We start from the raw sequence: 14199 nt of genomic DNA on the forward strand, positions 1-14199 counted from the left end.
CCATGTACTCGGCTTGCGTCCAAGACTACGCGCAATGGCGCGATGTCGCGCGCCCGCTGCTTTCAGCCAGCATCGCGCCGGAGCAAATGGAGTGGCGCTCCAGCGTTCGCTTCGAGCCGCTAGCGAGTGACGGCGCGTTTGAACTCACGCCCGCAGCCACCCCGCTGCGCCTTTCTCGTCAGCTGATCGAGCTGCTGCAGACCCTGGCTTGTTATCGGCAGCCCGGCCGCTGGGACCTGATGTATAGACTGGCGTGGCGTTCGTTACAAAAGCCTCGCTTGTTGGAAGACGCCGCCGACCCAGACGTGCATCGCGCGACCCAAATGGCCAGCGCAGTGAATCGCGAAGTCCATAAGATGCACGCGTTCGTGCGTTTCCGGGAAATGACGGACGAGCAAGGCGACAAGAAATATTACGCGTGGTTCGAGCCCACCCACGAAGTGCTGCGCCTCGGTGTGCCGTTCTTCTGCAAACGGTTCCCGAACATGGAATGGATGATCGCCACTCCGGACGGCACAGCACTGTGGCAAGACGGCGAGTTGAAGTACGTCGAAACGCCCGACCGCGCCAGCTTGCCCAAGGCCGATGCGCATGAAGGACTATGGCGCACGTACTATCGAAACATCTGCAACGTATCTCGAATCAATCCGCCGGCCATGCGCCGTGAGATGCCGCAGCGTTACTGGCGTAACTTGCCCGAGTCAGTAGAGATTCAAACGCTATTGCGTGAGGGCCAGTCCAGCTTCGCGCTACGTCAGCGTGAAGCCATGGATCTGGAAATGACCAAGGCGCGAGCCATGCAACGCGCGCTCACAGATTTGCCCGACTATTCCGGCGGACCAACCGCCTGCCGACGCTGCGACATCTGGCGTAACGCGACTCAGGCCGTGCTGGGTGAAGGCTCCACTTCGGCCGCCATCATGCTGGTCGGCGAACAACCGGGCGACGAAGAAGACCTGCGAGGCCGTCCGTTTGTCGGTCCTGCCGGCCGTGTACTCGACGACGCACTCAAGACTGCTGGTTTAGAACGCGGCGAGCTGTACATCACCAACGCCGTCAAACATTTCAAATGGCAGCCGCGCGGCAAGCGCCGGCTACACAAGCGACCGGATGCATCTGAAGTCTCCGCTTGCAATCACTGGCTCGACGCCGAAGTGTCGCAAGTCAAACCTCGCATCATCGTGGCGCTCGGTGCCTCGGCACTTCGCGCTGTCGCCGGCATGACCGACTCCATCGAGTCGGCCCGGCAGCTGCAAATCCCCCACGCCAGCGGCGCTCAAATCGTCTGCACCTATCATCCATCAGCCATTCTGCGCGCCGACCCTGAGAACGCTCATCAACTACGCGCTCACCTGATCGGCGATTTGCGCCGAGCCAGGGAACTCGCTGCCTGATGCCACGCTTGCATCATCAATGTCCGCGCAACCGCCACCGCTGGTGACCGTCACCGAGAACGGCCTTTATTGCCCGTCCGGCGGATTTCACATCGACCCCTGGCGGCCGGTGGACACAGCCGTCATCACGCATGCGCATGGCGATCATCTTCGTCATGGCAGCAAGCGCTACTTAGTCGCCGAGCCCGGCGTGGCCATAGCGCGGCATCGCCTTGGAGCAGACCATCATCCCGAACCCGTGAGCTATGGCCAGCGATTGCAGCTTGGCTCCACCACAATTTCTTTACATCCCGCCGGCCACATTCTCGGCTCGGCGCAGTTACGCATCGAGCATGCAGGCCAAGTGTGGGTGGTGTCGGGCGACTACAAACGTCAGCCCGATCCAACCTGCGCGCCATTCGAACCGCAACGCTGCGACGTGTTCATCAGTGAAGCGACGTTCGCGCTGCCGGTGTATCAGTGGCAACCCACTGGCCAGGTGGTTCAAGAAATCTTCGATTGGTGGCAAGCGAATCGAGAGCGCGGCCTGGCTTCGGTGCTTTTTTGTTATGCATTGGGCAAGGCGCAGCGAGTGTTGTCCGAACTGCGCGCGTTCACCGATGAGACGGTTTATTTGCACGGCGCAGTAGACACGCTCACCGATGTGTATCGGCGCGCCGGCGTCGACATGTTGCCGACGATGCCGGTCACCGGCGAGCGCAAGACGGACTATAGCGGCGCTTTGATCATCGCTCCGCCGAGCGCCGCCGGCACGCCGTGGATGCGACGTTTCCGGGATCACTCCAGCGGTTTCTGTTCCGGCTGGATGCGCGTGCGAGGCAATCGTCGCCGCCGCGGTTACGACCGAGGTTTCGTGCTATCGGACCATGCGGACTGGCCGGGCCTCATCGAGACCATCAAACAAACGGGTGCCCGAAGAATCTTGCTGACTCATGGCTACTCCGACGCCCTCGCTCGCTATTTAAATGAACTCGGCATCGACGCCGGCGCGCTCGCGACAGCTTACGGCGACGAGGAACAGCAATGAGAGCCTTCGCGGCGCTCTACGAGGAACTGGACACCACTCAGTCCACCAACCTCAAAGTCGCGGCCATGGCGCGATATTTTCGCGAGGCACCGCCGGCCGACGCGGCGTGGGCCACTTATATATTGTCGGGCCGGCGCCTGAAGCGTTTCATCGGCCCGGCGATGCTGAAACGCTGGTTGATCGAGGAAGCCGCGCTGCCCGAATGGCTGATCGACGAGTCTTACAGCTCGGTCGGCGACCTGGCCGAAACCATCGCATTGCTCACCGCGGGCACAGCGCACAGCGAAGCGAACACCGACGACACTGCACTCGCCGACTGGATCGAAGATCGATTGCTGCCGCTGCGTGAGGCGACGGAAGAGCTGCAACGCCAAACCATCTCTGGCTGGTGGCGCGAGCTGCCGTATCGGCAATGTTTCTTGTTGAACAAGCTGCTCACGGGTGAGCTGCGTGTCGGCGTTTCCCAGCTACTGGTCACGCGCGCATTGGCTGATGTGACTGGAATCGAGCGCACCGAACTCGCCGGTCGACTCATGGGCGAGTGGCAACCAGGCACGCTGTTCTGGCAAGCGCTGCATGCGGCCGAAAGTCCGCGGACCGATCCTGCTGTGCCGTATCCGTTCTTTCTTGCATCGCCGTTGGAAGGCGATCCCGCGCAGCTCGGCGAGCGCGACGCGTGGCAAGCGGAATGGAAATGGGATGGCATTCGCGGCCAACTGATTCGTCGCGCCGGCGAATGTCACTTGTGGTCGCGTGGCGAAGAACGCATCACCGAGCGCTTTCCTGAAATCATCGACGCAGCCGGCTCACTGCCTGACGGTGTCGTGCTGGATGGCGAAGTGGTCGCATGGAAGGACGGTCGAGTACAACCGTTCGCCTTGTTACAGCAGCGCATCGGACGCAAGAAACTCACGGCCGCGATCCTGACGACAGTGCCGGTGCAGTTTCTGGCCTATGACTTGTTAGAACTCGAAGGTCAGGACCTGCGTGCCGCGCCGCTGCGCGAACGACGCGAACAATTGCAGCAACTATTGTCGCGAGCCTCGCCTATCTTTCAAGTTTCGCCGTTGGTAACAGCATCGACCTGGGAGCAACTCACTATTGCCCGCGCCGACTCGCGACAACGCAACGTCGAAGGCCTGATGCTGAAAGCGCTCGACTCCGCGTATGGCACAGGCCGACAGCGCGGCGCCTGGTGGAAATGGAAGATCGAACCGCACTGCTTCGATGCCGTGATGATTTATGCCCAACCCGGTCAGGGCCGCCGCTCGAATCTGTATACCGACTACACCTTCGGCGTGTGGCGCGATCAAGAATTGGTGCCGGTGGCCAAAGCCTATTCCGGACTGACCAATCCCGAGGTCGAGCAGTTGGATCGCTGGATCCGAGCCCACACGTTGGAAAAGTTCGGCCCGGTGCGCTCGGTGGAACCCAGCCAGGTGTTCGAGCTGGCCTACGAAGGCATCGCCGCGTCCGGCCGCCACAAATCAGGCATCGCGCTGCGCTTCCCGCGCATTTTGCGGTGGCGCACCGACAAGCCCGCCGCCGAAGCCGACACACTCGCGCAACTGCAAGCCATGCTCAGCAACGACGCTCCTGACGCCAAGCTGACAAGCAGCTAACATTCCCGTCATCAGTGGACCGTACAACGGGTGCAATCATGAAATACACCGGCAGCTGTCATTGTGGGTTGGTGAAATTCGAGTTCGAAAGCAGCTTCGATGAAGTCATCGAATGCAATTGTTCCCACTGCAGCCGCAAAGGTTATTTGCTGACGTTCGTGCCGCACGAACAGTTTCAGCTGCGCTCAGGCGAGGAAAACCTGCGGGTGTACACCTTCAACAGGCACGTCATCCATCATCACTTTTGCAAGACCTGCGGCTGCGCGCCGTATGGCATCGGCAGCAATCCCAAGGGCGGCAAGATGGCCGCCATCAACGTGCGTTGCCTGGAAGACTTCGACCTGGCCGCGGTCAAGCGTAAAGCGGTGGATGGGAAGTCGTTCTGAAACTGGCCTCGGGCGCGAGCGCCACGGCCTCGCGCGCCAGCTCGATCAAACGGCGAGCGCAATACTCGTACTCGCCGCGAGTGACGATGATCGACAACGACACGGTGCCGGCCTGCTCAGTGACACGCAGCATGGCTCTGGCTGGATCGATGCGAACAGTATCGCGGCTCGGCGCCTGAGCCGCGCGCAGCAACCCCTTCAAATCCCGATACAACGCCGAACCGGCGCCGGCTTCGAGGAAGCCAGCGAAAGTCAGCGTTGCGGACTCGATGTCGATACGCAGCCGGCTGAGCCGGCCGTCGGGCCATTCGAGGTCGATGTGCATTCGGCCAACGCGAAGCTTGCCTTCGTGAAAGGCTCGCAACTCACCGCGGTCCACCAGAGCACGTAAGGCCGCGCAAACTGCCTTGACTTCTTTCGACCGCCGGATCGGCGCTACAAACTCACAGGAGGGGGTCATGTCCGTGTGATTACTCAGAACCTGAAACACCTACTTACCGGTAGGCGGGCATAGGATAGGCGCTCACGGCTCGTGGCTCCAGACCCCGGAGCAAGTTTCATGCAGCGCTGCTGTGAATCGAATAAAGTGGCGCCCCCCAAATCTATACGGTCCGACGTCTGGCCCGGGTCACGAGCCCGGCGCGATGAGGCCGAGTAACGAGCCCGACTTAAATGAGTCAAGACAGCTCCTTGTCAGTTAACGCACGCGATAATCTGCGCCAGGCCGCGCTCGACTATCACGAGCTGCCGACGCCCGGAAAACTGGCCATCACGGCCACCAAACAACTGACCAATCAGCGCGATCTGGCGCTTGCCTATTCCCCCGGCGTGGCCGCTGCGTGCGAAGCCATTGCCGATGATCCATTGGCGGCCTTTCGTTACACGGCGCGCGGCAATCTGGTTGCGGTCATCACGAATGGCACGGCTGTGCTCGGCCTCGGTGCCATCGGGCCGCTGGCCGCCAAGCCGGTGATGGAAGGCAAAGCGGTGCTGTTCAAAAAATTTGCCGGCATCGACGTGTTCGACATCGAGCTGGACGTGAACGATCCCGACCGCCTGGTGGATGTGATCGCCGCGCTCGAGCCCACGTTCGGCGGCATCAATCTCGAGGACATCAAAGCGCCCGAGTGTTTCATTATCGAACGCCGGCTGCGCGAGCGCATGAAGATCCCGGTGTTCCATGACGATCAACATGGCACCGCCATCATCGTTGCCGCGGCCGTGTTGAACGGTTTGCAAGTCGTCAACAAGGACATCAAGTCGGTGAAGCTCGCCGTCAGCGGCGCCGGTGCCGCCGCGCTCGCTTGCGTCGACTTGCTGGTGGACATCGGCTTGCCTCGCGAAAACGTGTGGCTCACCGATCTTGCCGGCGCGGTCTACACCGGCCGCAAGGAGTTGATGGATCCGGAGAAGGAGCGTTTTGCGCAGCCCACCGACCAGCGCACGCTGGCCGAAGTAATCGTCGATGCTGACATATTCCTGGGCTTGTCCGCCGGCGGCGTGTTGAAGCCGCCCATGGTGGCGACCATGAAGCCTCGGCCGTTGATTTTCGCGCTGGCCAATCCGACGCCGGAAATCCTGCCGGAAGAAGTGGCCGCGGTGCGCAGTGACGCGGTGATGGCCACCGGCCGCACCGACTATCCGAACCAAGTGAACAACGTTTTGTGCTTCCCCTACATTTTCCGGGGCGCGCTCGATGTTGGTGCAACCACCATCACCCGCTCCATGGAAATCGCAGCGGTGCACGCCATTGCCGAGCTTGCTCGACAAGAGCAGAACGACATCGTGGCCAGTGCCTACAACACCGAAAATCTAAGCTTCGGTCCGCAATACATCATTCCCAAGCCGTTCGATCCGCGACTGATCGTGAAGATCGCACCAGCGGTGGCGAAGGCCGCGATGGAAAGCGGCGTGGCCTCGCGCCCCATCAAGGACTTCGACGCGTACGAACAGAAGCTGCAGCAGTTCGTGTACCACAGCGGCACCTTCATGCAGCCGGTGTTCGCGGCTGCGCGTCGCGTGGCTCCAGAGAATTCGCGCATTCTGTTTGCCGAAGGCGAAGAAGAACGCGTGTTGCGTGCCGCGCAGATTCTGGTCGACGAAAAATTGGCGCGGCCGGTGCTGATCGGTCGTCGCAGCGTCATCGAGAAACGCATCAAGAATTACGGCCTGCGCCTGAAGCTCGACGAACATTTCATCAACGTCGACCCGGAAAACGATCCGCGTTATCGCGAGTACTGGGAAGAATATCGCCGCATGATGGGCCGGCACGGCGTCACGGCGCAGTACGCCAAGCTCGAATTGCGCCGGCGCACGACGCTGATCGCGTCGATGTTGCTGAAGAAGGGCGAAGGCGACGGCATGATTTGCGGGACCATCAGCGGTACCGCGCGTCATCTGAAATATATCGGCCGCATCCTCGGCAAGAAGCCGGGCACGAGCGTGTTCGCCGCGATGAGTGCGCTGGTGTTGCCGGGGCGACAGCTGTTCATCGTCGACACTCACGTGAATCTCGACCCCACTGCCGAAGAGCTGGCAGAGATCACGCAGCTGGCCGCCGCAGAAGTCAGGAATTTCGGCATCGAGCCTAAAGTCGCGCTGATTTCACATTCCAACTTCGGCACCAGCGATGCGCCGTCGGCACTGAAGATGCGTCGAGTGTTGGAACTGGTGCGCGCCAATGCGCCGGGCCTGGACATCGACGGCGAGATGCACGGCGACTCGGCGTTGGATGAATCGATTCGTAAAGCAGCGTTGCCTGAGACCACGTTGCATGGCTCGGCCAACCTGCTGGTGTTGCCGAACCTGGACGCCGCTAATATTTCTTATAACTTGTTGAAGACTGCAGCCGGCCAGAACGTGGCCATCGGCCCGATCCTGCTGGGCTGCGCGGCGCCAGTGAACATATTGACGCCGTCGGTGACGGTGCGCCGGATCGTGAACATGGCGGCGTTGACAGTGGTACACGCCAACGCAGCCAAACAACTCAACGTGGGCCTGTCTTCACCCTGAGTTGAGCTCACCTGCGAGCCAGCAATGCCCCTCCGCAACCGGAGGGGCACCCCGGGGTTCGCCCTCTAACAACGCTACCCTAGCGCGAACCGGATCTGCCGTCCCACGATGTTGGGCTCAGCGATCCCACTTAAGTACTCAGCCTTAGCGATCGTACTTGTGCGACAGCATTTCGCCGCTGCGACGGTCCAGTACCACTTCGATCTCGCGGCCCTGGGCATCGTAGCCTTCGACCTCGGCGAGCAGATCGTGCACTTCGATTTCCTTGACCTTGATGCCCTGGGCGGCCAGGCGGTTTTCGATGTCGCCCACGCTCAGCACATTGGCCGGCACGCTGACGACGCCGGTGGTAGCCCGGTCAGCCCAGGCACTGGCGCCGGCCAGGCCGGCAAAAGTCACCACACTCGCCAACACCACGGCACGCACGCCGCTCGTTCCCATAGTCATGTCGCTTCTCCTGTGTAATCCATGTAAAACTGCCTGAAACTTGACACCGGCAGACCGCCAAATCGGTCAGTGCCGGTTGCCATGGGACGTAATCTACGCAGCCTCGGCTGACGTGAGCCCGGCGCTCCGCGTCAGCTTGGTGTCAGGTCTTGGCAGTCACAGTAGCGCCATGAAATTCAGACACGCCGCCACTCTAATCCTGCTGCTGAGCACGCTTGGGCTCGGCATCACCCCGGGCCTGGCCGACAAGCGGGAAGACAAACAGAACGAGCGCAATCTGGTGCGCGACGCCTTACAGCGCGGCGAAGTGCTGCCGCTGGTGAAAATTCTGGCCATCGCCACCCAGCAAGTGCCGGGCGATGTGATCAAAGTGGAGCTCGAGAACGAAAAGATCGGGCTGATCTATGAAATAAAAATACTCACTAGCACCGGCCGCGTGCGCGAAGTGAAAATAGATGCCCGCACCGGCAAGGTGCTCAGAATCGAGGACGATTGATGCGTGCCTTGGTGATCGAAGACGAAACCGCCGTGGCTGACGACGTGGCGCAAGCGTTGTCCGGAGCCGGCTTCGTCGTCGACATCGCGCGCGAAGGCGAAGATGCCTGGTACAAGGGCAGCGTCGAAGATTACGACGTCGCGGTACTGGACCTCGGCTTGCCTCGCATCGACGGCCTGTCGGTGCTGAAACGCTGGCGTGGCGCGCAGCGCACTTTCCCAGTGTTGATTCTTTCGGCTCGCAACGATTGGACGGAAAAAGTCGCAGGCATCGAAGCCGGCGCCGACGACTATCTCGGCAAGCCCTTCGAAATGGGCGAACTGATCGCACGCATTCGTGGCCTGGTGCGCCGTGCCGCCGGCCGAGCCTCATCGACCATCGAAGTCGGCGAACTGGTTCTCGATACACATCGCATGTCGGCCACCTATGCCGGCCGGCCGCTGCGTCTGTCGCAATTGGAATTTCGGTTCCTCGACTATCTCGCCCATCAATCGGGCCGCGCCGTGTCGGCCGGCGAGCTGGCCGAACATTTGTACGGCGCCGACGAACCGGGCGACTCCAACGCCATCGAAGCCTTGGTGGTGCGGTTACGTCGCAAGATCGGACCGCAGGTCATCGAAACACGCCGTGGCTTCGGCTATTTACTCGCCGGTGACGGTGGGTGATGCCGCGTTCCCTGCGCGTTCGGCTATTGCTGAGCGCCGCGATTGCCATCTTCCTGGCGCTGGCCGCCGCCTGGGTGGCGATGACGTTGCTGTTCGAACGTCATGTCGAACGGCGCATCGAAGCCGACCTGATTCGTGAAGGCCTGCAACTCGCGGCCGCTCTATCCGTCTCGGTCAATGGCGCGCCGGCGCTGGAACAGGAGCCGGGCGATTCGCGCTTCTTCGAACCCGCCAGCGGTTTGTATTGGCAAGTGTCCACGCCCAGCGGCTCGCTGAACTCACGTTCGCTGTGGGATCAACACTTGCCCGACCCAGTGAACGTCGACTCGCTGGAGTGGCGCAATCGCATCCTCGACGGCCCGTTCAATCAGCAAGTGTTGCTGGTCGAACGTTACATCCGGCCGGAGCGCAGCGACTCCGACGTGCTCATCCAACTGGCGCACGAACAAAAGTCGCTGCATGAAGCGCGCGAGGAATTCGGCCAGGAACTGGCGCTGTTCCTGGCAATCCTCTGGTTCATCTTGTCGGCGGCCGCGTGGGTGCAAGTCGAACTTGGCCTCCGGCCGCTACGTCACGTGCGTAACGAGGTCGAAACGCTGAAGCGCAATCCTCGCGAGCGCATGGTGGCCGCGCATGTCGCCGAGATCGAACCGCTGACGCTGGCGATCAACGAGCTGGCCGATGCCCGCGAAAAAGATCTGGGCCGTGCTCGTCGACGCGCCGCCGATCTTGCTCACGGACTGAAAACACCGCTGGCCGCTTTGTCAGCGCAGAGCCGTCGTGCACGCGAAGCCGGAGCAACCGAAGCCGCCGACGGCCTGGATCGCGCCATCGCCGCCGCCACCTTGGCCATCGAAGGCGAATTGGCTCGCAGTCGCGCAGCCGCGATTCGTGCGGCGCCGAGCGGCGATTCGACCGTCGCGTTGCCGCTGATCGAATCGCTGGTCGGCGTGGTGGAAAAAACCGAATTCGGCGCCAAGCTGGTGTTCGAAGTGAATATTCCCGAAGAACTGTGCCTGCCGGTGGCCGGTGAAGATTTGCTGGAGATCATCGGCGCTTTGGTAGAGAACGCCGCACGCTACGCACGTCGGCGCGTGCGCATTACCGGTCAAGCCATCGAAGGCGGTGTGCTGCTGGTGGAAGACGACGGCCCGGGCATCGGTCCGGAAAAAGTCGCCGAAGCGTTGATGCGAGGCGGCCGACTCGATGAAGCCGGTTCAGGCCATGGCCTGGGCCTGGCCATCGCTCATGATCTGGTCGACGCCACGCGTGGCGCCATCACGTTACTGCGCTCCGAGCTGGGCGGATTGAAAGTCACGCTCGCCTGGCCGGTGCCAGGCGTCAGCGCGGACCGCTAAGAAAGTTACGCACCCAACTCGCCACGCGCTGCGCATCGTTGGGCTGTTTCAACGAAGCCACGGCGCCATCGGCAAAGTCCTGCTGATAACGCGTGCCTCGACGCAAATCGATTAGCGCAGTCGCGTACTCCGGCGAAAACTCCGGATGCCCTTGGAATGAAATCGCACGCCGCTGCGGATATTCGAGCACGGCATAGGGAGTGAACTCGCTGGCCGCCAGCACCGTCGCGTCCTGCGGCAAGTCGATGATCTGATCCTGGTGTGACACCGGGATACTCAGCGTCGGCGCGCCCTCGCCGTTCATCCCATCTCCATTCATCCAAGAGGCGCGACGTTTGATTTCATAGCTGTGCAAACCCGCGCCCCAACCTTTCGGAGATTTGGTGACTCGCCCGCCGTAGGCCTCGGCCATGATCTGGTGGCCGAAACAAATGCCCACCACGGGAGTGCGACCCGACGCTTGCTGAATGAATGTTTTCAACGGCGCGATCCAAGGGTCACCGTCATACACGCCGGATGCGGAGCCGGTAATGAGATAGGCGTCGTGACGCGCCACCTCGGGTAGCTTGCCGCTACGCGCGTCGTAGTAAGTGTAGCGATAGTCCGGGCCCAGCATCTGCCGGAACATGTCGCCATACGAGCCAAAACGAAGATTCAGATCGGCCGGCGGAGCGCCGGTCTCCAGAATGCCCAGGTCCATCGTGATCCCACTGCCGCGAGGGCCACTAGCATAGCAATGTCGCCGCCGGTTATTGATACGACATCCGCTCAATTGGCCTGACCAATTGCCTGAATGCCCCGCGGTTGCCGGCGGCGCGGCTTGTGACAACTGGTCAAGCCAGCAATAATCGGGCTCACCCGCACCGGCCAGCGAACCGTCCCATGCCCGTAGAAACACAGCGACTGTACGAGCGCATCGCGCAGCAGCTGGCGAGCGGCATCGCGCGCGGCCAATACAAAGTCGGGCAACGCTTGCCGTCGGAACGCGAGCTGGCACAAACGTTTTCGGTCTCGCGCCCCACGGTTCGCGAAGCGATCATCGCGCTCGAGTTGGATAACTTGGTGGAAGTGCGCGTCGGCTCCGGCGTGTATGTGACCAACACCGAGCCACCGGGCGGCAAAGCCGGCGCCACCGACATCGGCCCTTTCGAATTGCTCGAAGCACGCCGCTCCATCGAAGGCGAAGTCTGCGCACTAGCCGCCACGCGTATCGACGATACGCAGTTGGCTGAACTGGAAACCCTTCTCGAGGAAATGCGCACCGAGAACGAACACGACATCGCCGCCAGTGAAGATGCCGATCGGCGTTTTCACGAGGCCATCGCGGCGGCCACGCAGAACAGCGGCATGATCGCCGTCGTCAAAATGCTTTGGGATGCTCGCACCCGCTCGCCGCAAAATCGTTCGCTGACCATCAAGGTGCGCGCCAGCGGCTACAAGCCGCGCATCGACGAACACACCGCCATCCTCAAAGCGCTTCGCGAGCGCGATGGCGAGGCAGCGCGTTCGGCCATGCGCGAACACCTGACGCGGGTGATCGAGGCCCTGCTCAAGGCCACGGAAATCCAGGAGCTGGAACGCGCCCGCCAGCAAATCGCCGAGCAACGCAAGCGCTACGGCCAGACCAAGTAGCTGCGCACTCCCTTACTAAACAAGCAGTTGCAAGCGCAGCGCCGGGAGGCGCGGGTATCCGGCCGTTGACATCAGGAACTGGTCAGGCCAGAGTGGCATGACCAATCCTTAGCACCGCCGCCGCGACCCTGCCCATGCATACCATCGTCGATGCCCGCGTCATCATCACTTGCCCGGGCCGTAACTTCGTCACGCTCAAAATCACCACCAAGAGCGGTGTTTACGGTTTGGGCGACGCCACGCTCAACGGCCGCGAACTCGCCGTTGCAAGCTACCTCACCGATCACGTGCTGCCGTGTTTGATCGGCCGCGACGCGCGTCAGATCGAAGACATCTGGCAGTACTTCTACCGTGGCGCGTATTGGCGCCGCGGCCCCATCACGATGACGGCCATCGCAGCAGTGGACGTCGCGTTGTGGGACATCAAGGCCAAGAACGCGAACATGCCGATCTACGATCTGCTCGGTGGCGCGAGCCGCACTGGCGTGATGGTGTACGGCCACGCCAACGGTAAAGATCTGGACGAGACCCTCGCCGCCGCCAAGCACTACAAAGAGCTGGGCTACAAGGCCATTCGTCTGCAAAGCGGCGTGCCGGGTCTCGCGTCGACTTACGGCGTGTCCAAGGACAAGCTTTATTACGAGCCGGCCGACAGTGCGCGCCCCACCGAGAACTTGTGGTCGACGGTCAAATACATGCCGACCGTGCCGAAGTTGTTTGCTGCTGCTCGCGAGACGTTGGGTTGGGACGTGCATCTACTGCACGACGTGCATCATCGACTCACGCCGCTCGAAGCTGGCCGCCTCGGCAAAGATCTGGAACCCTTCCGCCCGTTCTGGCTCGAGGACTGCACGCCAGCGGAAAACCAAGCCGGCTTCCGCACCATCCGCCAACACACCACCACGCCGTTGGCCGTCGGCGAAGTGTTCAACTCGGTGTGGGACGCGAAACAACTGCTCGACGAACAATTGATCGACTACATCCGCACGACCATCGTGCATGCCGGCGGTATCAGTCACGTGCGCCGCATCGCGCATCTCGCCGAATTGAATAATGTGAGAACCGGTTTCCATGGCGCGACTGACTTGTCGCCGGTATGCATGGGCGCGGCGTTGCATTTCGATTTGTGGGTGCCGAACTTCGGCATTCAGGAATACATGCGCCACACAGCCGAGACCGACGCAGTGTTTCCGCATGCGTACACGTTCGCCGACGGCGAGCTGCACCCGGGCGAGGCGCCGGGCCACGGCGTGGATATCGACGAAGCGTTGGCCGCGAAATATCCCTATCGGCCGGCCAGCCTGCCGGTCAATCGGCTCGAAGACGGCACACTGTTCAACTGGTAACGGCGTCTTCGGCCTTGGACAGAGCGAGCGTGAAATGCACGGCGGTGCCCTTGCCCGGCTCGCTCTCGATCCAAATGCGGCCAGCGTGCGCTTCGACGATGCGCTTGGTGATGTACAGCCCCAGCCCTGTGCCGTTGCGACGATTCTTGGCGCCTGAAAAGTAAGCATCGAACACCAGCGGCAGATCGTCGCTGGCAATGCCCGGCCCGGTGTCGATCACTGACGCCTGCACTGCCTCGCCAACGCTTTGCATGCGCACTTCGATCCGATCGCCATGCCGGCAGAACTTGATGGCATTGCCGAGCAGATTGGAAAACACCTGCAGGATGCGCTCCCGATCGCACAGCACGACATTGCTGGGAATGTCACAGCGAGCCGTGAGCTGAATGCCTTTCTGCTCCGCCAACGGTTCATGAACCGCCACCGCCTCGTTGATCAAATGCCCGGCGATTTCGGCGCGCTGTTTCACTTCGATGCTTCCGGACCGAATGCTCGCCATATCCAGCAGATCGGCAATCACGCGACTCATCAAGTCGACGGTGCTCGACAGCCGCGAATGAATGGCAGCGCGCGCCTCGGCGCCTAACTTTTCTGGCGGCTTGCTGAGCATCTGCACGCCTCCTTTGATGGCCTGCAGAAAGTTACGAATATCGTGCGACACCACGGCCAGCACATCTTCGCGAGCCTGCACGGCGTCGCGCAGCAGACCTTCGCTTGCCTGCAGCTGTTCGAATTGCTCGGCCAGCTTCTTGCGCTGTTGATCGAGCGCGATGAATGTCTCGGTCTTGTGACGCAGGATGGTCGGATCCACCGG

Annotated in this window: 14 protein-coding genes; 10 read left to right on the forward strand and 4 right to left on the reverse strand. The window is 61.6% G+C overall.

Annotation, left to right across the window (positions count from 1 at the left end; all coding sequences use genetic code 11):
• The first annotated feature begins 2 nt into the window (after window positions 1-2).
• From JNL55_RS23710 to JNL55_RS23725, 4 genes are read left to right on the forward strand one after another with little or no spacing between them, the layout of a single operon-like run.
• Window positions 3-1394 (forward strand): UdgX family uracil-DNA binding protein, encoded by a 1392-nt coding sequence (locus JNL55_RS23710; RefSeq protein ID WP_293859954.1) that lies wholly within the window; start codon window positions 3-5, stop codon window positions 1392-1394.
• Window positions 1395-1413: 19 nt separating this feature from the next.
• Entirely contained in the window at window positions 1414-2421 is a 1008-nt protein-coding gene (locus JNL55_RS23715) for a ligase-associated DNA damage response exonuclease (RefSeq protein ID WP_293859957.1), read from the forward strand.
• Window positions 2418-4043 (forward strand): ATP-dependent DNA ligase, encoded by a 1626-nt coding sequence (locus JNL55_RS23720; protein ID WP_293859960.1) that lies wholly within the window; start codon window positions 2418-2420, stop codon window positions 4041-4043. Before JNL55_RS23715 ends, JNL55_RS23720 begins: the two co-directional genes overlap by 4 nt.
• 38 nt (window positions 4044-4081) lie before the next feature.
• A complete protein-coding gene (locus tag JNL55_RS23725; RefSeq protein WP_293859963.1) occupies window positions 4082-4429 on the forward strand; it encodes a GFA family protein in 348 nt (115 codons plus the stop codon).
• Here the strand turns inward: JNL55_RS23725 and JNL55_RS23730 are convergent.
• Window positions 4395-4754, reverse strand: a complete 360-nt coding sequence (locus tag JNL55_RS23730) for a hypothetical protein (RefSeq protein WP_293859966.1) — start codon at window positions 4752-4754, stop codon at window positions 4395-4397. The two genes, JNL55_RS23725 and JNL55_RS23730, sit on opposite strands and share 35 nt — an antisense overlap.
• A 347-nt stretch (window positions 4755-5101) precedes the next feature.
• Here JNL55_RS23730 and JNL55_RS23735 point away from each other — a divergent pair, with 347 nt between their 5' ends.
• The gene (locus tag JNL55_RS23735; RefSeq protein ID WP_293859969.1) at window positions 5102-7441 is read left to right on the forward strand and encodes an NADP-dependent malic enzyme; all 2340 of its coding nucleotides are present in this window, start codon (window positions 5102-5104) and stop codon (window positions 7439-7441) included.
• 144 nt (window positions 7442-7585) lie between these two features.
• On the opposite strand, the gene JNL55_RS23740 is transcribed toward JNL55_RS23735, so the two are convergent.
• On the reverse strand, window positions 7586-7888 hold the full coding sequence (locus tag JNL55_RS23740; RefSeq protein ID WP_293859972.1) for a PepSY domain-containing protein: 303 nt from the start codon (window positions 7886-7888) through the stop codon (window positions 7586-7588).
• Between the two features lie 169 nt (window positions 7889-8057).
• Between JNL55_RS23740 and JNL55_RS23745 the strand changes: the two genes are divergently transcribed.
• From JNL55_RS23745 to JNL55_RS23755, 3 genes are read left to right on the forward strand one after another with little or no spacing between them, the layout of a single operon-like run.
• Window positions 8058-8384: a PepSY domain-containing protein gene (locus tag JNL55_RS23745; protein WP_293859976.1), complete on the forward strand. Its 327-nt coding sequence runs from the start codon at window positions 8058-8060 to the stop codon at window positions 8382-8384.
• Window positions 8384-9049 carry a response regulator transcription factor gene (locus JNL55_RS23750; RefSeq protein WP_293859979.1) on the forward strand — a complete coding sequence of 222 codons (666 nt, stop codon included), beginning with the start codon at window positions 8384-8386 and terminating at the stop codon, window positions 9047-9049. Before JNL55_RS23745 ends, JNL55_RS23750 begins: the two co-directional genes overlap by 1 nt.
• Window positions 9049-10407: a sensor histidine kinase gene (locus JNL55_RS23755; protein WP_293859982.1), complete on the forward strand. Its 1359-nt coding sequence runs from the start codon at window positions 9049-9051 to the stop codon at window positions 10405-10407. Before JNL55_RS23750 ends, JNL55_RS23755 begins: the two co-directional genes overlap by 1 nt.
• Here the strand turns inward: JNL55_RS23755 and JNL55_RS23760 are convergent.
• Entirely contained in the window at window positions 10391-11107 is a 717-nt protein-coding gene (locus tag JNL55_RS23760) for a glutamine amidotransferase-related protein (protein ID WP_293859985.1), read from the reverse strand. The two genes, JNL55_RS23755 and JNL55_RS23760, sit on opposite strands and share 17 nt — an antisense overlap.
• 182 nt (window positions 11108-11289) lie before the next feature.
• Here JNL55_RS23760 and JNL55_RS23765 point away from each other — a divergent pair, with 182 nt between their 5' ends.
• Window positions 11290-12039 (forward strand): FadR/GntR family transcriptional regulator, encoded by a 750-nt coding sequence (locus JNL55_RS23765; protein WP_293859988.1) that lies wholly within the window; start codon window positions 11290-11292, stop codon window positions 12037-12039.
• A 134-nt stretch (window positions 12040-12173) separates the two neighbouring features.
• Window positions 12174-13385, forward strand: a complete 1212-nt coding sequence (gene manD / locus JNL55_RS23770; RefSeq protein WP_293859991.1) for a D-mannonate dehydratase ManD — start codon at window positions 12174-12176, stop codon at window positions 13383-13385.
• Here manD and JNL55_RS23775 read toward each other — a convergent pair.
• A partial coding sequence (locus tag JNL55_RS23775) for a sensor histidine kinase (protein WP_293859994.1) occupies window positions 13375-14199 on the reverse strand: 825 nt, incomplete at its 5' end. The genes manD and JNL55_RS23775 overlap by 11 nt on opposite strands.

Origin of the sequence: Steroidobacter sp. (assembly GCF_016790065.1) — a bacterium.
Classification (GTDB): Bacteria; Pseudomonadota; Gammaproteobacteria; order Steroidobacterales; family Steroidobacteraceae; genus Steroidobacter.